The organism is Pseudomonas triclosanedens (genome assembly GCF_026686735.1).
GTDB classification, from domain to species: Bacteria; Pseudomonadota; Gammaproteobacteria; order Pseudomonadales; family Pseudomonadaceae; genus Pseudomonas; species Pseudomonas triclosanedens.
The window spans coordinates 542,301-561,139 of record NZ_CP113432.1 but is presented as its reverse complement, the minus strand read 5'-3'; the positions used below and the strand labels follow the sequence as shown (position 1 = coordinate 561,139).

Here is an 18,839-nt window from a genome sequence, read left to right as displayed (position 1 = left end):
GCGGCGGCAGAAAAATTTTCGCGCAGCCCTATCACTTTTCCAATCTCGTCCGGCAAGGAGGCATCGAGAACGTTTTTTCAGGAGTCGTTGTCCATGCGCCACCCGTTCGACCTTTCGCTCCGTCCCTGCCTGCTCGCAACTGCCATCCTGCTGGGCACCTCGGCCATCGCCGCGGAAACCACGCGTGACTACCAGCTCCCCGCCGGTCCGCTGGCCAGCACCCTCAACCGCATCGCCGCCGAAGCAGGCCTGAGCCTGAGCCTCGACCCGGCCCTGGCCAACGGCCGCAGCGCCCACGCTGTGAATGGCCGCTACGACGCCGCCGGCGCGCTGCGCCAGGCGCTGGAGGGCACCGGCCTGGAGCTGGTGGAGAGCGGGTCGGGCAGCTACAGCCTGCGGCAGGTTCCAAGCGACACCCTGTCGATGTCCGCCACCACCATCAGCGGCGCCCAGGAAGACCCGGACGGCCCGGCAATCGGCTACGTCGCCACCCGCTCGCGCATCGGCACCAAGACCGACACGCCGATCCTGGAAACCGCCAAGTCGATCTCCGTCACCACCCGCGAGCAAATGCAGGACCGCGCGGTACAGAACATCGACGACGCCGTGCGCTACATGCCCGGCACCGTAGCCAGCAGCTTCGGCAGCGACACCCGCTCCGACTGGCTGCGCATTCGCGGCTTCAAACCGACCCAGTTCCTCGACGGCCTGCCGATGGCCACCGGCGTCTACGCCAACCCGAAGCTGGAAACCTGGGACCTGGAACGCGTCGCCGCGCTGCGCGGCCCGGCATCGTCGGTGTACGGACAGACTCCGCCCGGAGGTCTGATCGACATGTCCAGCCTGCGCCCGCAAGCCGAGCAGGCCAATGCCGTACAGCTCCAGGCCGGCAACTACAACCACAAGCAGATCAACTTCGACAGCACCGGCCCGCTGGATGACCAGGGACGCTTCCTCTACCGCGTCAGTGGCGTGGTCCGCGACAGCAACACGCAGGTCGACCACATCCCGGACAAGCGCTACAACCTTGCGCCGAGCCTGACCTGGAACATCGACGACGACACCAGGCTGACCTTCCTCAGCCAGTTCACCCGCGATGACACCGGCATCACCAGCGCTTTCCTGCCGCTCAAGGGCACCAAGTACGACGCGCCCTTCGGCGACATCTCGCACCACAAGAACCTGGGCGATCCGGACTGGGAAAACTACGACCGCACCACTTACTGGCTGGGCTACAGCTTCGAGCACCGCCTGAACGACGTGTGGCAGTTCCGCCAGAACCTGCGCTACATGAAGAACGACCTGTCGTTCGACGCACTCACCCCCGGCGGCTACCTCGATACCGTCAGCGACGACGGCACCCTCAACCGGGTCAGCACCTCGGTGGACGAGGACGTCACCCAGTTCGTGGTGGACAACAACTTCCAGGCCGACTTCCAGACCGGCGCGCTCAGACACACCGTGCTGCTGGGCCTGGACCACAACCGCAGCAACACCAACTACCTGGCGATCTACGGCTACAACGTACCGCCGACCAACGTGGTGCACCCCATCTACGGCCAGGACATCGCCCGCCCGCCGCGCTCGGATGCGTACTACGACTACGACCAGAAGACCTTCCAGACCGGCGCCTATGTGCAGGACCAGATCGCCCTCGACAACTGGCGCCTGACCCTCGGCGGCCGCCAGGACTGGGTGCACACCGGCACCAGGTTCTACAACAAGGGCGACGCGACCAGCACCGAATCGGACAGCAAGTTCTCCGGCAACGCTGCGCTGAGCTACATCTTCGACAACGGCATCGCACCCTACCTGTCGTACTCCGAGTCGTTCCAGCCGACCACCGGCGCCGACGCTTCGGCCACCGAGTCGTTCAAGCCCACCGAAGGCAAGCAGTGGGAACTGGGCGTGAAGTACCAGCCGGTCGGCAGCGATACCCTGCTGACCGCCGCCGTGTACGACCTGCGGCAGAAGAACGTGAGCGTCTCCGATACCGTCAACGGCGCGTTCGTCACCAGCCAGACCGGCGAAGTGAAAGTCACCGGCCTGGAGCTGGAAGCCAACTCCAACCTGACCGAAAACCTCAAGCTGATCGGCAGCTACAGCTACACCGACACCGAAGTGAAGAAGGGGCAATACTCCGGCAATCGCCTGCAACTGATCCCGCGCAACGCCGCTTCGCTGTGGGCCGACTACATCTGGCATGCCGGCGTGCTGAACGGCTTCGGCGTCGGCTACGGCGTGCGCTACGTGGGCGACACCTACGGCGACCAGGCCAACACCTTCGACGGCTACGCAGGCTCCTACACCGTGTACGACGCCGCGGTGCACTATGACCTGGGCAAGCTGGCCAGCAACCTCGACGGTGCCTCGGTGCAGGTCAACGCCACCAACCTGTTCAACAAGGACTACATCTCCACCTGCGACGGCTACTACTGCTACTACGGCGACCAGCGCAAGGTGGTCGCGAGCCTGACCTACAAGTGGTAACGACGAACCGTTGAATCAGGCGCCCGGCATTCAATCCGGGTCGGGCGCACCGATACAGCCGTCGTCACGCGCCCTTCTTCCTCTTCGAAGGAGGGCGTGAGGCCATGTTCAACCGCCGAGCGCTCCCCACACCACACTCGCATCGTCATGGATCTTCAGGCGCGGATGCTCCAGCGCCTGGCCATCGGCGGCCTCGATCCTGCGCAACTCATCGATCAGCGCCTCGACGCCACGCAGCGGCAACGCCTCGAACAGCTCCAGCAGACCGTAGCGACGAAACTCCAGCAGGCGGTCGAAACCATCGGTCACCAGCATGAACGCACGCAGGCGCGCCGGGTCGACCACCCGCCGTTGCACGTGCGCCAGCCAGCGGTCGGTCGGATCGAGCACCCAGTACCCCTGCGCAGTATTGGCCAGCGCACGATTGCGCCGGACCCACTCCCGGCTGGCCTGGAACAGCTCACCGTGGCTCCAGTGCGGATGCTGCTCGCGCAGCGCCAGCAGGCGCTCCACCGACTGCCGGTCCAGCTCATCCAGCGGCGTGTCGCCGAAGCTTTCGGCGCGGCCATCGTCCCACGCCAGATGGATGCGGCTGTCGCACAGATTGAGCAGCTCCAGCGTGCCGTCCGGCAGCAGCCGCAGCAGGCTCAGGCAGGCGCTGGGCAGGTCCAGCCCAGGTGTCGCTGCGATGCCTGCGTCACGCCGAAAATCATCGGCGATGCCCTGTTGCAGTGCGCGCAGCAGCGCATCGGTCGGCAACCCCGGCGACTCTTCCAGCAAGCGTTGCAGATGGCCGTTGGCGCTCTGCGCGAGCCAGCGCGCGTCGCTTTGCGGGTCCACCAGCCCAGGCCCCAGGCTGGTGGCGCCATCGAGCACCCAGGCGGCGCTCGCGGTGTGACCGATGGCATCATCGTTGACCGGTGAACCCTGGCGGCACGCCGCCCCCAGTACCTGTATCGTCATCACGCGCTTTACTCCTCGTATCGCCGAACGCCATGCCCGGCGTACAGTCTCACCCAATCACGGACCCTGCCAAGGAGAGCCACATGTCCTCGATCCAGCGCGCCCTGCCCCTGCTGCTCGCCGGCCTGTTGCTGGCTGGCGGCGCCGATGCCGCCAGCGTGAAGTACTTCGACCTGCCCAAGGGCTCCGGCCCCCACGACGTGGCGCCCACCGGGGACGGCAAGGTCTGGTACACCGCACAGGCCCTTGGCTCGCTCGGACGGCTCGACCCGCAAAGCGGCGCGACCGAACAGGTCAGCCTGGGCAAGGGCTCAGCACCGCACGGTGTGGTAACAGGCCCCGATGGCGATGCCTGGATCACCGACAGCGGTCTCAACGCCATCGTCCGAGTCGACCACGAGCGCCTGGGTGTGGAAGTCATCCCGCTGCCCAAGGAAGCCGCCAACGCCAACCTCAACACTGCCGTATTCGATGACGATGGCATCCTGTGGTTCACCGGGCAGAACGGTTTCTATGGCCGCCTCGACCCGCAGACTCGCGAACTCAAGGTCTGGCCCGCGCCCGGCGGCAAAGGCCCCTACGGCATCGCGGTCACGCCCGACGGAGAAATCTGGTACGCCTCGCTGGCCGGTAACTACGTCGGCCATATCGATCCGGTCGGCGACAAGGTCACCCGCTCCGACCCGCCGGCCAACAGCGGCCCGCGCCGCCTCTGGTCCGACTCGGTCGGACGCCTCTGGGTCAGCCAGTGGAGCGCCGGCCAACTGGCCTGCTTCGACCCGGACAACAACCAGTGGAAAACATGGAAACTGCCGGGCGATCATCCGCAGCCCTATGCGCTCTACGTCGACGCGATGGACCAGGTGTGGCTGAGCGATTTCGCCAGTAATTCCATCCTGCGCTTCGACCCGGAGAGCGAACGCTTCAGCGCCTACCCGAGCGACCACGAGAACGCCAGGGTACGCCAGTTGCAGGGGCGTCCAGGCGAGGTCTGGGGCGCAGAGTCCGGCACCGACCGCCTGGTGCTCATCCACGATTGAACGCCAAGGAGTACCCATGAGCGTCCGTCCCATCCTGTTCCACGCCCCGGCATCGCCGTTCGTACGCAAGGTCATGGTGCTGCTGCACGAGACCGGCCAGCTCGACCGGGTGGAGCTGTATGCCGCCGTCCATACGCCCATCGCGCCGGACGCCGGCGTGCTGCAGGGCAACCCCGCCGGCAAGATTCCCGCCCTGCGCCTGCCCGATGGGCAGGTCCTGCACGACAGCCGGGTGATCCTCGAATACCTCGACCAGCAGCACACCGGCGAACCGCTGATCCCCCGTGACGGCCCGGCTCGCTGGCGGCGCCTGACGCTGGCCTCGCTGGCCGACGCGGTGATGGATGCGGCAGTGCTGATCCGCTACGAAACCGCCATGCGACCGCCGGAAAAGCACTGGGAGCAATGGCTGGACAACCAGCAGCAGAAGATCGCGCGCACCCTCGCCTACTTCGACGGCCCGGCCCACGCCGAACTCGCCGGGCGCTTCGACGTGGCCGCCATCGGCCTGGCCTGCGCCCTGGGCTACCTGGACTTCCGCCAGCCGCACTGGAACTGGCGAGCCGAGTATCCGCAACTGGCGCACTGGCTCGCCGAGGCCAGCCGGCGGCCGTCGCTGCAGGCGACCGCCCCGGCCTGACACTCGCCACCACCCGGGCCTGCCTGTCGTGCCGCCAACAGCACAGCGTCACGGCCCATAGAGCGCCATGACGTCGACCGGCCCGGCAGAATCAGCATCCGGCTCCACCGGCGGCCCGGGGGTGATTCCGCCCCTTCGCCGGCAACGGCCTGGGCGGAAACAGTAATGCGATCCTGCGCGCCAGCTTTCGCCCCTCTTCGCGCTCAGCGCGCAACCCGTCCCAGGCGCTCATTTGCGCACCGCCAGGCGGTAGATCGCAACTGCCAGCAGCAGACCCGACTGGGCGACGCCTGTGCACAATTCGAGGAAGGAACGCACATCCGGGTTGTGCGCCGCGTCCGCCACACCGCTCAGGGACTCCCACAAGGCTCCGGGCAGCGCCACCAGGGCGAGATGGGCCAGCGGCTTGCCGCTGGCGGCCAGCGCGGCAATCCAGTCGAAGCGGCCGATCAGCATCAGCACCGGCAGGCTCGCAGCGCTGAGCAGCAGACCGGCCAGCAGGCATCCGGCGAAGCGAGCAAGGTTCTGCATGAACATGTTCATCAACCCCCCGCCTGTACGTCGCTCAGCGAAAAGGACAGCTCATCCCCGCGCGATGGCTTGCCGATGCCATACCAGTCCAGGCGGCGGGTCAGCACCATCACTCCGGCAAGCACAGCGAACAGCAGCAGCGAGCCCATCAGCAGTGCATAGTCCTCGGCGTTGAGCAGCGCATAGAGCATGCCGTACAGGGCCGCCAGAGCGACGCTGAAGGTCACGCCGCGCCACAGGCTGTGCAGCACGTAGCAGAGATAGAAACCGAGCAGGCCGACACAGGCGGAGGCAGAAATCAGATAGGCCAATTCGAAACCGACATGCTCGCAGAGCGATAGCAGCAGCAGGTAGAACAACGCCAGCGCCATGCCCACCAGGCCGTACTGCACCGGGTGCACGGCCAGCCGCTTGAGGACCTCGAAGAGGAAGAAGCCAGCGAAGGTGAGGACGATGAATAGCAGCGCGTACTTCACCGCACGGTCGGTCTTCAGGTACTGGTCCACCGGGTCGACCAGGGCGACGCCGAAGCTGTGCTCGGCGAACTCGCTGCATCGTGCGGAAGATGCCTGGCCCACATCCGGGTCATCCGGCACGGCAGCCACTGCGACATCGGGCTGAGCCGATGCAGTGCAGGCACGCAACTGGTCCTCCAGGTTGGTGGCGAAGAAGCTGGTGCGCCAGCGCGCGCTGAACCCCCGGTCGCTGATGCTGCGCTCGGTGGGCAGGAATTCGCCGCCAAAGCTTGGGTGAGGCCAATCGGCGGTCAGGTTGACCTGGCTGTCGCGGCCAACCGGCGTGATGTCCAGCCGGCTGCTGCCGAGCAGAGACAATTCGAAGGCATAGTCGAAGCGCTGCTCGCGGTCGCTTGCCTTGAACGGCAGCACTGCGTGCACCCCGTTGCCGAGGAGCTGGCTCCGGGTACCGGGCTGGAAGTCACGCAGCGCGCCTTCGACCTTGAGCTTGGGCGCGTTCTCGATGCCCCGCACATCGCTGATCCCCACGGCCAGAACCGGGTCGTCGAACCGGTAGCTGGCCAGGTCGCTGGCGATGCCGTAGTTGGCTGGCAGAACGAAGCTGCCGCTGATCTGGTTGCCGGCGTGGTACAGGCGTGCCTCGTAGATGCCGCGGTGGCGCAGCTCGGTGCGCATCTGTCCGTCGAGGACGAACGTTTCCGGCAGGAAGTACAGGCGGCCACGCACCTCACGCTCCTGCATCACCCGTTGCTGGCTCGCCTTGTCCAGGCGCCAGCTACGCAAGGTACGGCTGTACGGCACGACCACCACCGGCCCGGTGAGCTGCTGGCTGTAACTGGAACTGCGCGAGATATCCTGCAGCACCTCGTCACGATAGGACTGACGTTCATCCACAAGGCCGTCGATCATCAGTAGCGGAATCAGCAGCAGCACGATCAACAGCGCGATGGCGCCGAGCTTGAAGCCGAGTTGGCGGTTCATTGGGGGCTCTCCCTGGTTGCGATGGGGAGAGCTTGGGGAACGCCGGTGGCGGCGATAGGGAAGGAATGTGGAGAGTTCGTGGAGATTGCATGCCGTGCGGAGCCCCATCGGCACCGTCGCACAATGCTCGATGGGTATCGCTTCGCGCCACCCAGCCGCCAAACGGCTTCTGGAGGGCCGAGTTCCCTAGGCCTGAGGCAAGGTCAGGCTCGCCCGTACCCCGCCCTCGACGTTCTCCACCCGCAATTCGCCGCCGTGCAGCGCCGCGACTTCGGCCACGAAGTTCAGCCCCAGCCCCGTGCTCTTGCGGCCGCTGGCGGGGCGCGGCAGAGAGTAGAAGCGTTCGGTGAGGCGCGGCAGGGCGAAGTCGGGAATCGCCTCGCCCTGGTTGTACAGATCGAGCCGCCAGTGCTCGCCGACCTGCGTGGCGTCGAAACGAATCATGCCGCCGGGCGGGGTGAAGTCCAGGGCGTTATCCAACAGGTTGCCCAGCGCCTGGCGCAACAGGAAGCGCTCGCCGGCCACGATGGCCTGCGGCGCGATGGCATTCTCCAGCTTCACCCCTTGCACGCGGGCGAGGCGCTCATCGGCCAGTGCAGCGACCAGCTCACGGAGCGCCACCGGCACTCGTTCCTCCAGCCCCTGGCGCTGCTCCACCTGGGCCAGGTTGAGCAGGCGTTCGATCAGTTGCTGCAAGCGTTCGCTTTCACCCGCTATGTTGCCGACGAAGCGCGCGCGCTGCTCGGCGGGCATCTCGCCCTCGAGCAGTTCGGCCGCGCCGCGGATCGCCGCCAGCGGGCTTTTCAGCTCGTGGGTCAGCGTGTGCACATAGCGCTCGACGTACGCCTTACCTTCGAGCTGCACCCGCATGCGCTCCACCGCGTCGGCCAGCTGCGCCATCTCGCCACCCCGGTAGCGCGGCAGCTCGGCGCGGCGGCCATCGCTGACGGCTTGCGCATAGCGGGTCAGGCGGCCGAGGGAGCGGCTCAGCCACCACGACAGCAGCCCACCCACCAGCAGGCCGAGCGCGATCAGCCCGGCGCCAAGCCAGGCGAGGCGGCGCTGGGAGCGGTCGATATAGGGTTGCAGGGTGCGGTTGGGCTTGGAAACCGAGACCACGCCGATGATCTTCTCGCCATCGCGGATGGGAGCCGCGACGTACATCACCGAGGACTCCGGGTCATCCGCCGATTCGCGGCTGGAGCGCGCGCCGTACTGGCCACGCAAGGTCAGGTAGACGTCGTTCCAGCGCGAGTAGTCCTGGCCCACCGCCTGGCCGAGAGAGTCCAGCAGGACGATACCGCGCGCATCGGTGACGTAGATACGGTGGTTTACCGCCGTCTTGTTCACGCCCCAGATATCGGCCTGCGGGCTGCGCGAGCCATAGGCGCGGAGGGCGTCGGGCAGCCGGCTCCGGTCCAGGCTGCCGTTCTTCACGTCGGCTTGCAGCACCTCGGCCAGCAGGTTGGCGGTGTCCACCAGGGTCTCTTCGCTGGACTGTCGAACGCCGGGGCGAATCTCATCCATCACCGTGCGCAGGACGAACCAGCCGGTCAGCCCGACGAACAGGAAATAGACGAGGAAGATGCGCAGGCCAAGGCGCATCAGCTCTTGTCCGGCGCGTAGCTGTAACCCAGGCCGCGATGGGTCTGGATCGGTTCGGCGGCGGCATCCACCAGGCGCAGCTTGGCGCGCAGGCTCTTGATGTGGCTGTCGACGTTACGCTCGTAACCGGCATCAACGGCCACACCCAGCGCATCGAGCAACTGCTCGCGGCTGAACACCCGTTCCGGGCGCGCCAGCAGGGTCTGCAGGAGGCGGAATTCGTGGCGGGTCAGGTTGAGCGGCTGGCCGTGGTAGCGAATCTGGAAGCGCTCCTCGTCCACCGCGAACGGCCCCATGTCGGCCACGCCAAGCGGCGGCACCTCGCGCGGCGCGGTGCGCTTGAGGATGGCTTTCACCCGCGCGGCGACTTCGCGGGGGCTGAAGGGTTTCACCACGTAGTCGTCTGCGCCGATCTCCAGCCCCACCACGCGGTCGATCTCGGCGTCGCGAGCGGTGAGGAAGATCACTGGTACGTCGGAAAAGCGCCGCAGCCGTTTGCAGGCTTCGAAACCGCTGATGTCGGGCAGGCCGACATCGAGGATGACCAGCTCGAAGCTCTCGCGCTGCAACCGCTCAAGCGCAGCGCCAGCCAGGCTCAGCCAGGTGGCCTGGAAACCTTCCGCCTGTAGCGCGTAGAGCAGCGTGTCGGCGATGGCAGCTTCATCTTCGACGATGAGAATATGCGGCATGGAATTCCCGCTCCGTGGAAACTGCCGGCACGGTGCCGCAAGGCCGGCACCGCGTCAATCCAGGCATCAGCCGCCAGAACAGCTTGGCTTGCCGGCGGCGAAGCGTTCGCTCGGATCCACCGCGGCGTGGAACTTGCGCAGCCCTTTGGTTCCCATCAGGAACGGGTAATTGAAGTGGCTGCGGTCGGTAAGGTTGACCTCGATGGTGCGCTGGTCGCCGCCCAGGCACACTGGCAATTCGATCACCGGACGCTGGCTGAGGCCGGGATTGCTGTCCTCCTCCTCGTCCTCGGCGGCGCCTTCGGCGCGGTTCTTGATCTTGGAGATACGCAGCAGCTTGTGCTCGTAAACCGAGTCGCCGCCGTCCTTGGTCGCCAGCTTGAAGCGCACCCAGTCTTCGCCGTCTCGCTGGAAGATCTGGATGTCCTTGGCCGACAACGACGAGGTATAGGCACCGGTGTCCATCTTCGCCTGCAGGGTACGGTCCAGCTCGGGCAGGCTGACCCACTCGTAGCGGCCATAGAGCCTGGGTTCGGCGGCCAGCACCAGGCTGGGCAGGGCAATCAGGGATAGCAGGGCGAGGGCGCGTTTCACGCGAAATCTCCGGGATGGGATATGTCGCATAGGACTAGCATGGCGGCCATTGGTTCGCCATACCCGCCATGCTTGGGTGCGAGGATTTGTCTGCGTATCATGGCCGCGCCACCGTCGCACAAGGAATCGGATCTCCATGCGGGCACTGTCCGGCGTCATCGCCAGCCTCCTGTTGCTGCTCAATACCCTGATCCTGATCGGCCCGATGATGCTGATCGCACTGCTCAAGCTGATCGCCCCCGGCCAGGCGGCCAAGGACGCCTGCTCGCGCGGGGTGATGTGGATCGCCGAAACCTGGGCCGAGATCGACAAGGCCATCTTCGCGCTGATGACGCCCACCGTGTGGGACATCCGTGGCGGCGAAGACCTGCGCGGCGACACCTCCTACCTGGTGATCAGCAACCACCAGTCCTGGGTCGACATCCCGGCCCTGGTGCAGGCGTTCAACCGCAAGACGCCGTATTTCAAGTTCTTCCTGAAGAAGGAGCTGATCTGGGTGCCATTCCTGGGGCTCGCGTTCTGGGCGCTCGACTACCCCTTCATGAAGCGCTACAGCAAGGCGTTCCTCGACAGGCACCCGGAGCTCAAGGGCAAGGACCTGGAAATCACCAAGGCGGCCTGCGAGAAGTTCAAGCGCATGCCGGTGACCGTGGTGAACTACCTCGAAGGCACCCGCTTCACCCCGGCGAAAAGGGCCCAGCAGCAGTCGCCCTACAAGAACCTGCTGCGTCCCAAGGCAGGCGGCGTGGCGTTCGTGCTGGCGGCGCTGGGCGAGCAGCTCGACACCCTGCTGGACGTCACCGTGATCTATCCGAAAGGCCCGCTGCCGGGCTTCTGGGACCTGCTGTGCGGGCGCGTACCGCGGGTGATCGTGGATATCCAGCCGCGCGAGATCGACCCCGCACTATGGCAGGGCGACTATGAGAACGACGCGCAATTCCGCCAGTACGTGCAGGCGTGGGTCTCGCGCCTGTGGGAAGAAAAGGATGCTCGCATCGCGGCACTGCGCGAAGAGTTCTGATATCCGCTCAGGCGCCGCGGCCAGCGGCGGATGCGGCCGGCGCCGCCGATGCGGCGGCGGGCACGCCCCATAGTCCAGCCAGGGTTCCCAGCAGTTGAGTGCTGAGTCCCTGCTGGCCGAAGTAATCCATGATCACGCCGGCGAAGCGGCCGATCATCGACTGGTCCATTCCCAGCACCGCAAATATCTGGTCGACGTCCTGCAGGTCGCTGATGCCACCCAGGAGCGCGGCCGCGCCTCCGAGCCCGCCCAGCGCGCCACCCAGGTCGCCCAGCGAACTGTTGCCGGCGAGCTGCTGCATATCCGGCATCGCCTTCTGCAACTGCGCGCTGTCCGCATCCTTCAGGGTATTGAGTGCCAATCCCAGCAACGCGCCGGTGCCCCCAATGGCCTGCTGCTCGCTCACCCCCAACTGCTGCGTCAGGTCGTTCAGCAAGGTGCCTGCCGCCTGCGCAGGCGCCTCGAGCGAGCCGGCAGGCTCGGCACTTTCGCTGAAGGTAGCGGCGAACACAGGGGAAACGGCCAGCCAGGCGGCGGCCAGAAGAACGGCGGATTTGGCGGACATCGACGACTCCGGAAGGGAAGCCCGGCCCCGGGCAGGGGCCGAGTCGTCGATTCGACCTGGCAGGCCGGCGGCGGTTCCGCGCCGGCGGGCGGCTACTCAGGCACCTGCGCCCCAGAGTCCGCCGAGGCTGTTCAGCAGTTGGCTGTTCACCCCCTGCTTGCCGAAATAGTCCAGCAGCACGCTGGCGAATTTGCCGGTCATGCCCTGGTCCATGCCCAGAGCCCCGAACGCCTTGTTCACATCGCCCAGGCTGCTGACGTTGCCCAGCAACCCACTGGAAGCACCGCCCCCCAGATTGCCGAGCTGGCCGCCCAGCCCATCGAGCGCACTGCTCCCGGAAAGCTTGTCGAGGCCGGGGACGGCCTTCATCAGTTGCGAATAGTCACCGCCGCTAAGCTTGTTCTTGGCCAGGCCGAGCAGCGCGCCGGTGCCACCGAGCGCCTGTTCGTCGCTGACGCCGAGCTGGCCGGTCAGGGCACCGAGCAGGCCGCTGGTCTGCGGCGTGGTGGCAACCTGCGAAACATCGCCGCCGGTCGCACCTGAGACCGCCTTGGCGGCATCTTCAAGGTTGAAGGCGAAGGCGGAAGAGGCTGCCAGCAGGGCGGCCAGGGCGAGGGTGACACGGGGTTTGACGGACATCGCTGACTCCTCTGGGTACTCCGGCAAACGGCCGGACGATATATCGACCGAGCGACGCTGACATCGTTCCGCCATCGCCGGGGTACTCTGCACCGGCCAACCGGCCTGTCCAGAGCGTCCTGTTCGAGCATAGCGGATGGTTTCGCCGAACCGCTGGCAACCCGTCGCAGGACCTCGTCGCACCAGTACCGGCGAGACGGCAAGCGCCACTGGCAAATATTCCCTAAGCTAGAGCCATTCCCGACCGATGGATCGACCATGAGCGAACCTTTCATCCTGACGCCTCGTGTGGCTCGACTGCTGCCCTGGCTCGTGGCAATCGCCTTCTTCATGCAGGCCCTGGACGGCACCATCCTCAACACCGCGCTACCGAGCATGGCCACCTCGCTGAACGAGGACCCGCTGCGCATGCAGGGCGTGGTGATCGCCTACCTGCTCACAGTGGCGCTGCTGATTCCCTCCTCCGGCTGGATTTCCGACCGCTTCGGCACACGCCGGGTGTTCCTCTTCGCGATCTTCCTGTTCAGCCTCGGCTCGCTGCTCTGCGCGCTCTCACCGAGCCTCGGCACCCTGATCGCCGCGCGGGTGGTGCAGGGCATCGGCGGGGCGCTGATGATGCCGGTGGGGCGCCTGGTGATCCTGCGCGTCTACCCGCGCAGCGAGCTGGTGCGGATCCTCAGCTTCGTCACCATCCCCGGCCTGCTCGGCCCGCTGGCCGGCCCGACGATGGGCGGCTGGCTGGTGGAATATGCCAGCTGGCACTGGATCTTCCTGATCAACCTGCCGGTGGGGCTGATCGGTTTCATCGTCGCCCTGCGCCTGATGCCGGACCTGCACGGCGTGCGCGCAACACGTTTCGACGGTATCGGCTTCCTGCTGTTCGGCGGCGCGATGGTGTTGATCACCATCGCCCTGGAGGGCCTGGGCGAACTGCACATGCCCCACGTGCGGGTAGTACTGCTGCTGGTCGGCGGACTGGTCCTGCTGGCGGCCTATTGGCTGCGCGCGCTGCGCATCGAAGCGCCGCTGTTCCCGCCGTCGCTGTTCCGCACCCGCACCTTCGCCGTGGGCGTGCTGGGCAACCTGTTCGCACGGCTGGGCAGTGGCTCGCTGCCGTTCCTGACGCCGCTGCTGCTGCAGGTCGGGCTTGGCTACTCGCCGTCCAAGGCAGGGATGAGCATGATCCCGATGGCGCTTGCGGCGATGGTCATCAAGTCGCTGGCCAGGCCACTGCTGGAGCTGTTCGGCTACCGCCGGCTGCTGGTGGGCAACACGGTGCTGCTCGGCGCGATGATCGCAAGCCTCGGCCTGGTGGACCAGAACACGCCGTATGCCCTGCTGCTGGTACAACTGGCCGTGCTCGGCGGGATCAACTCGCTGCAATTCACCGCGATGAACACCTTGACCCTGATCGACCTGCGCGACGACAACGCCAGCTCAGGCAACAGCCTGCTTTCGGTGGTGATGCAGTTGTCGGTCGGCCTTGGCATCGCCTGCGCGGCGGCGCTGCTGGGCGGTTTCAATGGTGACCTGGAGAGTGCCCAGGGCAATGTGCTCTCGGCCTTCCAGGCGACCTACCTGAGCGTCGGCCTGCTGTCGATGCTGGCGGCGGCGATCTTCTTCCAGCTCAACACCGAGGATGGCCGCACGACGCCGCGCCGGGTAGATCCGGAGAACAACGTCAACGAACACTGATCAGGGTTTGCAGGTTGGGGTCGCGGTCTGCGTCTTCGAAGCGTCCACCGGGCCCAGGTGCTCCAGCGTGCGCCGGCCAAGCAGCACCGGATAGTCCAGGGTCTGCCGGTCGCGCAGGGAGAACTGCTCGCGGTAGACCTTGCCGCCCAGGCACACATCCATCAGCACCACCGGGCTGCGCTCGAGGCCAGCGGCCGTCTTGAATTTCAGCACCCGTTCGACGCGCCGCTCGAAGGGCAGGCGCACTTCCTTGCCGGTAGTGGGGTCGGTGACCATGACGTCGTACTGCACCCAGCGCTCGCCGTTCTTCTTGATCCGGGTGATGTTGCGGGCGTCCATCGTCGAGGTTTGCGCGCCGGTATCCAGCTTGGCCTTGAGCGCCGCATCCTCGGGCATCAGCTTGAGCGTCTCGACCCAGCCCCAGGTGGTGGGCTGCGCGGATGTGGGAGCAGGGGTGTCGGCGGCAAAAACGCCGGTGGCGCCGGAGGCGAGCAGACAGGCGATCAACAGGCGGGAACATGGCGACGGCATGGATGGCGACTCCGATATGACAACGGCAGTTAGGCAATAAAAAACCCCGGATGTTTCCATCCGGGGTTCTTCGGCTGACGCCAGGGGATCTTAGTTGATCACCTGAACGCGCTCGGCCTGCATGCCTTTCTGGCCCTGCACGACTTCGAAGCTGACCTTCTGGCCTTCGGCCAGGGTCTTGAAGCCGTTACCTTCGATAGCGCGGAAGTGAACGAAAACGTCCGGGCCGCTTTCCGGGGTAATGAAGCCGTAGCCCTTGGTCTCGTTGAACCACTTGACGGTGCCGTTCTGACGATTCGACATGGTGTTCTCCTTGGAACGTATTTTGGAAATTAGCCACGTGAGTGGCCAGGAACTGAGTTGCAAGGAGTTACAAGGAGTCGAGCAGGACGGGGTGGAATAACCGACCGCATCAGGTCACGATCGACGGCGACCCATGCAAACACAGTTCGGAAACTCTACGACAAAAATCTACGGAAAGCGAATCTGGATAAAAATCCCCGGAATGCGCTTCCCGGTATTTCTGACGAGTGGCCGCAAACCCTTGCCGCACCGGCATCTCAGCCCGCTTTGGAGCGTCCCCTGCTACACTGCGCGACCAAAGGATTCACCAGGCCCTCTCCGTGACCACGCCCGCATTCTCCAGCCTTCCCCTGTCAGCCGATCTGCTGGCCAACCTCGACACCCTCGGCTACCGGGAAATGACCCCGATCCAGGCCGCCGCGCTGCCGGTGATCCTCAAGGGCCGCGACCTCATCGCCCAGGCCAAGACCGGCAGCGGCAAGACCGCCGCCTTCGGCATCGGGCTGCTCAGCCCCCTGAACCCACGCTTCTTTGGCTGCCAGGCACTGGTGCTCTGCCCTACCCGCGAACTGGCCGACCAGGTGGCCAAGGAAATTCGCCGCCTGGCCCGCGCCGCCGACAACATCAAGGTGCTGACCCTCTGCGGCGGCGTGCCCTTCGGCCCGCAGATCGGTTCGCTGGAGCATGGCGCCCACGTGGTGGTCGGCACGCCGGGCCGGGTGCAGGAACATCTGCGCCGCGGCACGTTGAAACTCGACGGGCTGAATACCCTGGTGCTCGACGAAGCCGACCGCATGCTCGACATGGGCTTCTACGACAGCATCGCCGACATCATCGGCCAACTGCCCTCGCGCCGGCAGACGCTGCTGTTCTCCGCCACCTACCCCGACGGAATCGGCCAGTTGGCGGCAAAGTTCCTGAAGAACCCCGAGCGCGTGGAAGTGGAGGCTCTGCACGACGACAGCCAGATCGAACAGCACTTCTACGAGATCGACCCCAGGCAGCGCCTCGATGCCGTCGTCCGCCTGCTGCAGCACTTCCGCCCGCAGTCCTGCGTGGCCTTCTGTCATACCCGCCAGCAGTGCATGGAAGTAGTGGAGCAGCTCAATGCGCGAAAGATTTCCGCCCTGGCGTTGCACGGCGACCTGGAGCAGCGCGAGCGCGATCAGGTGCTGACCATGTTCGCCAACCGCAGTTGCAGCGTGCTGGTGGCCACCGACGTGGCCGCGCGCGGGCTGGACATCGCCGCTCTGGAAGCGGTGATCAACGTCGAGCTGTCGCGTGATGCGCAGGTCCATGTGCACCGCATCGGCCGCAGCGGCCGCGCTGGCGAGAAAGGCCTGGCGCTATCGCTGGTCACCCCCGCCGAGGCCAGCCGCGCCCAGGCGATCGAAGACCTGCAAGGCGCCCCGCTCAACTGGGAGCGCATCGATTTCCTCAAGGCCAACGACGCCCCGCTGTTGCCGCCGATGACCACCCTGGCCATCGCCGGCGGGCGCAAGGACAAGCTGCGCCCCGGCGACATCCTCGGCGCACTGACCGGTGACGCCGGGCTCAAGGGCACCCAGGTCGGCAAGATCGCCATCTTCGATTTCCAGGCCTTCGTCGCCGTTGAACGTGATGCGGCCAGGCAGGCTTTGAAGCATTTCAACGAAGGCAAGATCAAGGGCCGTTCGTTCAAGGCGCGGATACTCTGACCCCGGTATCAGGCCCGGCGGACCGGGCTTGAGCAATGTTGCCCGCCGGATGACCTGGAGCCCCCGCCGAGCGGCGTGCCAGCAGGGAGGCGTCGTACACTGTCGCGCTTGCGATAGCCGCGTCCGGAACGATCCGCTAGTCTGAGCGGCAGACACCCGGAAGTCCCCGATTCGATGCTTTCCTCCCCACTGCTCCAGTCTCTTCGGCGCCTCTGGGCGCTGGACAAATTCGCCTACAGCCTGCGGGTCTTCGTCGCCCTCAGCGGGGTCATGCTCGTGTGCTGGCTGCAAGGTCAACCGGAGCTGGTGATCCCGCTGTTCCTCGGTGTCATCGCCAGTGCCCTGGCGGAAACCGACGACCACTGGCTCGGTCGCCTGCAGGCGCTGCTGGTGACCCTGGCCTGCTTCAGCATCGCGGCGCTGGCGGTGGAGCTGCTGTTCCCCTACCCCTTGCTATTCATCGCCGGGCTGGCGCTGTCGACCTTCGCCATGACCCTGCTCGGCGCCCTCGGCGAGCGCTATGCGGCCATCGCTTCGGCAACGCTGATCCTGTCGATCTACACTATGATCGGCGTCGACCAGCGCGGCGGCACGCCCAGCGACTTCTGGCGTGAGCCGTTGCTGCTGGTAGCGGGTGCGGCGTGGTACGGGCTGCTCTCGGTGCTGTGGAACGCACTGTTCGCCAACCAGCCGGTGCAGCAGAGCCTGGCGAAGCTGTTCCTCGAACTGGGCGAGTACCTGAAGATCAAGTCGAGCCTGCTGGAGCCCGTGCGCCAGCTCGATGTCGAAGCCCAGCGCCTGGCTCTGGCGCGGCAGAACGGCCGGGTCGTGGTAGCGCTGAACCAGGCCAAGGAAACCATTCTCGCGCGCCTCTCCCACGGCAGACCAGGGCCGAAGATCAGCCGCTACCTCAAGCTGTATTTCATCGCCCAGGACGTCCACGAACGCGCCAGCTCCTCGCACTACCCGTACAACCGGTTGGCCGAGGCGTTCTTCCACAGCGACGTACTGTTCCGCTGCCAACGCCTGCTCAACCAGCAGGGCAAGGCATGCAAGGCGCTGGCGAAGGCCATCCAGCTACGCCAGCCGTTCGACTACAACGACAGCGAGCTGGCACTGGCCGACCTCAACGCCTCCCTGGACTTCCTGCGCCAACAGGGCAACCCGGCCTGGCGCGGTCTGCTGCGCTCGCTCGGCGCACTGGCCGCCAACCTGACCACGCTGGACCGCAAGCTCAGCGGCGCGAGCAATCCCGATGCGCTCGACGACGAACAGGACAGCACCCTGCTGGACCGCTCGCCGCACTCGCTGCGCGACGCCTTCGAGCGCATCCGCCTCCAGTTCTCGCCGACCTCGCTGCTGTTTCGCCATGCGCTGCGGCTGTCCCTGGCGCTGGCCGCCGGCTACGGCGTGCTGCATCTGATCCACCCGACGCAAGGCTACTGGATCATGCTCACTACCGTGTTCGTCTGCCAGCCGAACTACGGCGCCACACGCATTCGCCTGGTGCAACGGATACTCGGCACGCTGATCGGCCTGGTCGCCGGCTGGGCGTTGATCGACCTGTTCCCCAACCCGCTGATTCAATCTCTGCTGGCGGTGATCGCCGGGGTTGCCTTCTTCGCCACCCGCAGCACGCGCTACACCCTGGCCACTGCGGCAATCACCCTGCTGGTGCTGTTCTGCTTCAACCAGGTCGGCGACGGCTATGGGCTGATCCTGCCGCGCCTGTTCGATACCCTGCTAGGCGCGCTGATCGCCGGGATCGCGGTGTTCCTGGTGCTGCCCGACTGGCACGGGCGCAGCCTGCACCGTCTGGTCGGCGGCACCCTGGCCTGCAACAGCCGCTACCTGCGCGAAATCATGCAGCAATACGCCAATGGCAAGCGCGACGATCTCGCTTACCGCACCGCCCGGCGCAACGCGCACAACGCCGACGCAACGCTCTCCACCACGCTATCGAACATGCTGCTGGAGCCCGGGCACTTCAGGAAAGATGCGGAAATCGGCTTCCGCTTCCTGGTGCTCTCGCACACCCTGCTCAGCTACCTGTCTGCCCTCGGCGCGCACCGCGACCGCCTGCCCGCCGACCCGAGCGATACACTGATCGGCGAAGCCGCCGAGCGCCTGACTGCCAGCCTCGACGACATCGCCGTGCGCCTCTCCGAGCGGCGCCCGGTGGCGATCTACAGCGACGAGGAGGACGCCCTGGCCAAGCGCCTGGAAGAGTTGCCCGAGGAGCAGGACGACGCGCACCGGCTGGTGCAGACGCAACTGGCGCTGATCTGCCGCCAGCTCACTCCACTGCGCACGCTGGCGGCGCACCTGCTGAAGAAAGAGATCGGCACGGAACAGGCCGACACTGCCTGAACCGCGCGC

General features: G+C 66.1%; 17 protein-coding genes. 7 read left to right on the top strand and 10 right to left on the bottom strand.

Annotated elements, in window-relative coordinates; all coding sequences use genetic code 11:
- Window positions 1-93: 93 nt before the first annotated feature.
- Window positions 94-2,490: a TonB-dependent siderophore receptor gene (locus OU419_RS02610; protein ID WP_254470137.1), complete on the top strand. Its 2,397-nt coding sequence runs from the start codon at window positions 94-96 to the stop codon at window positions 2,488-2,490.
- Window positions 2,491-2,598: 108 nt separating this feature from the next.
- Here OU419_RS02610 and OU419_RS02605 read toward each other — a convergent pair whose 3' ends face one another.
- Complete coding sequence (locus OU419_RS02605; protein WP_302328826.1) at window positions 2,599-3,453, bottom strand: protein phosphatase 2C domain-containing protein; 855 nt, start codon at window positions 3,451-3,453, stop codon at window positions 2,599-2,601.
- A gap of 83 nt (window positions 3,454-3,536) precedes the next feature.
- Here OU419_RS02605 and OU419_RS02600 point away from each other — a divergent pair, with 83 nt between their 5' ends.
- Window positions 3,537-4,493, top strand: coding sequence for a Vgb family protein (locus tag OU419_RS02600; protein ID WP_254470135.1), 957 nt, complete (start codon window positions 3,537-3,539; stop codon window positions 4,491-4,493).
- A gap of 16 nt (window positions 4,494-4,509) precedes the next feature.
- Window positions 4,510-5,133, top strand: a complete 624-nt coding sequence (locus tag OU419_RS02595; protein WP_254470134.1) for a glutathione S-transferase — start codon at window positions 4,510-4,512, stop codon at window positions 5,131-5,133.
- A 228-nt stretch (window positions 5,134-5,361) separates the two neighbouring features.
- Here the strand turns inward: OU419_RS02595 and OU419_RS02590 are convergent, their stop codons facing one another.
- From OU419_RS02590 to rloA2, 5 genes are all read right to left on the bottom strand, one after another.
- Entirely contained in the window at window positions 5,362-5,676 is a 315-nt protein-coding gene (locus tag OU419_RS02590) for a hypothetical protein (protein WP_268172942.1), read from the bottom strand.
- Window positions 5,676-7,121, bottom strand: coding sequence for a cell envelope integrity protein CreD (gene creD / locus OU419_RS02585; protein ID WP_254470132.1), 1,446 nt, complete (start codon window positions 7,119-7,121; stop codon window positions 5,676-5,678). The genes OU419_RS02590 and creD overlap by 1 nt, the downstream gene beginning before the upstream one ends.
- A 186-nt stretch (window positions 7,122-7,307) precedes the next feature.
- Window positions 7,308-8,726 carry a two-component system sensor histidine kinase CreC gene (gene creC, locus OU419_RS02580; RefSeq protein WP_254470131.1) on the bottom strand — a complete coding sequence of 473 codons (1,419 nt, stop codon included), beginning with the start codon at window positions 8,724-8,726 and terminating at the stop codon, window positions 7,308-7,310.
- Window positions 8,726-9,415, bottom strand: a complete 690-nt coding sequence (creB, locus tag OU419_RS02575; protein WP_254470130.1) for a two-component system response regulator CreB — start codon at window positions 9,413-9,415, stop codon at window positions 8,726-8,728. Before creB ends, creC begins: the two co-directional genes overlap by 1 nt.
- 66 nt (window positions 9,416-9,481) lie before the next feature.
- Complete coding sequence (gene rloA2 / locus OU419_RS02570) at window positions 9,482-10,009, bottom strand: retropepsin-like aspartic peptidase RloA2 (protein WP_254470129.1); 528 nt, start codon at window positions 10,007-10,009, stop codon at window positions 9,482-9,484.
- 136 nt (window positions 10,010-10,145) lie between these two features.
- On the opposite strand from rloA2, the gene OU419_RS02565 reads away from it, so the two are divergent.
- A complete protein-coding gene (locus OU419_RS02565; protein WP_254470128.1) occupies window positions 10,146-11,030 on the top strand; it encodes an acyltransferase in 885 nt (294 codons plus the stop codon).
- Window positions 11,031-11,037: 7 nt separating this feature from the next.
- Here the strand turns inward: OU419_RS02565 and OU419_RS02560 are convergent, their stop codons facing one another.
- Together OU419_RS02560 and OU419_RS02555 are read right to left on the bottom strand one after the other, a co-directional pair.
- On the bottom strand, window positions 11,038-11,595 hold the full coding sequence (locus OU419_RS02560; RefSeq protein WP_254470127.1) for a DUF2780 domain-containing protein: 558 nt from the start codon (window positions 11,593-11,595) through the stop codon (window positions 11,038-11,040).
- 96 nt (window positions 11,596-11,691) lie between these two features.
- A complete protein-coding gene (locus tag OU419_RS02555; protein ID WP_254470126.1) occupies window positions 11,692-12,234 on the bottom strand; it encodes a DUF2780 domain-containing protein in 543 nt (180 codons plus the stop codon).
- Between the two features lie 258 nt (window positions 12,235-12,492).
- Between OU419_RS02555 and mdtD the strand changes: the two genes are divergently transcribed.
- Window positions 12,493-13,929 (top strand): multidrug transporter subunit MdtD, encoded by a 1,437-nt coding sequence (gene mdtD / locus OU419_RS02550; RefSeq protein WP_254470125.1) that lies wholly within the window; start codon window positions 12,493-12,495, stop codon window positions 13,927-13,929.
- Here mdtD and rloA3 read toward each other — a convergent pair whose 3' ends face one another.
- A complete protein-coding gene (gene rloA3, locus OU419_RS02545) occupies window positions 13,930-14,460 on the bottom strand; it encodes a retropepsin-like aspartic peptidase RloA3 (protein WP_254470124.1) in 531 nt (176 codons plus the stop codon).
- Between the two features lie 90 nt (window positions 14,461-14,550).
- The gene (locus OU419_RS02540; protein ID WP_015475193.1) at window positions 14,551-14,763 is read right to left on the bottom strand and encodes a cold-shock protein; all 213 of its coding nucleotides are present in this window, start codon (window positions 14,761-14,763) and stop codon (window positions 14,551-14,553) included.
- Window positions 14,764-15,083: 320 nt separating this feature from the next.
- On the opposite strand from OU419_RS02540, the gene dbpA reads away from it, so the two are divergent.
- The gene (dbpA, locus tag OU419_RS02535; RefSeq protein ID WP_254470123.1) at window positions 15,084-16,460 is read left to right on the top strand and encodes an ATP-dependent RNA helicase DbpA; all 1,377 of its coding nucleotides are present in this window, start codon (window positions 15,084-15,086) and stop codon (window positions 16,458-16,460) included.
- A gap of 174 nt (window positions 16,461-16,634) precedes the next feature.
- Window positions 16,635-18,830 (top strand): YccS family putative transporter, encoded by a 2,196-nt coding sequence (gene yccS / locus OU419_RS02530; protein ID WP_254470122.1) that lies wholly within the window; start codon window positions 16,635-16,637, stop codon window positions 18,828-18,830.
- The last annotated feature ends 9 nt before the right edge of the window (window positions 18,831-18,839 follow it).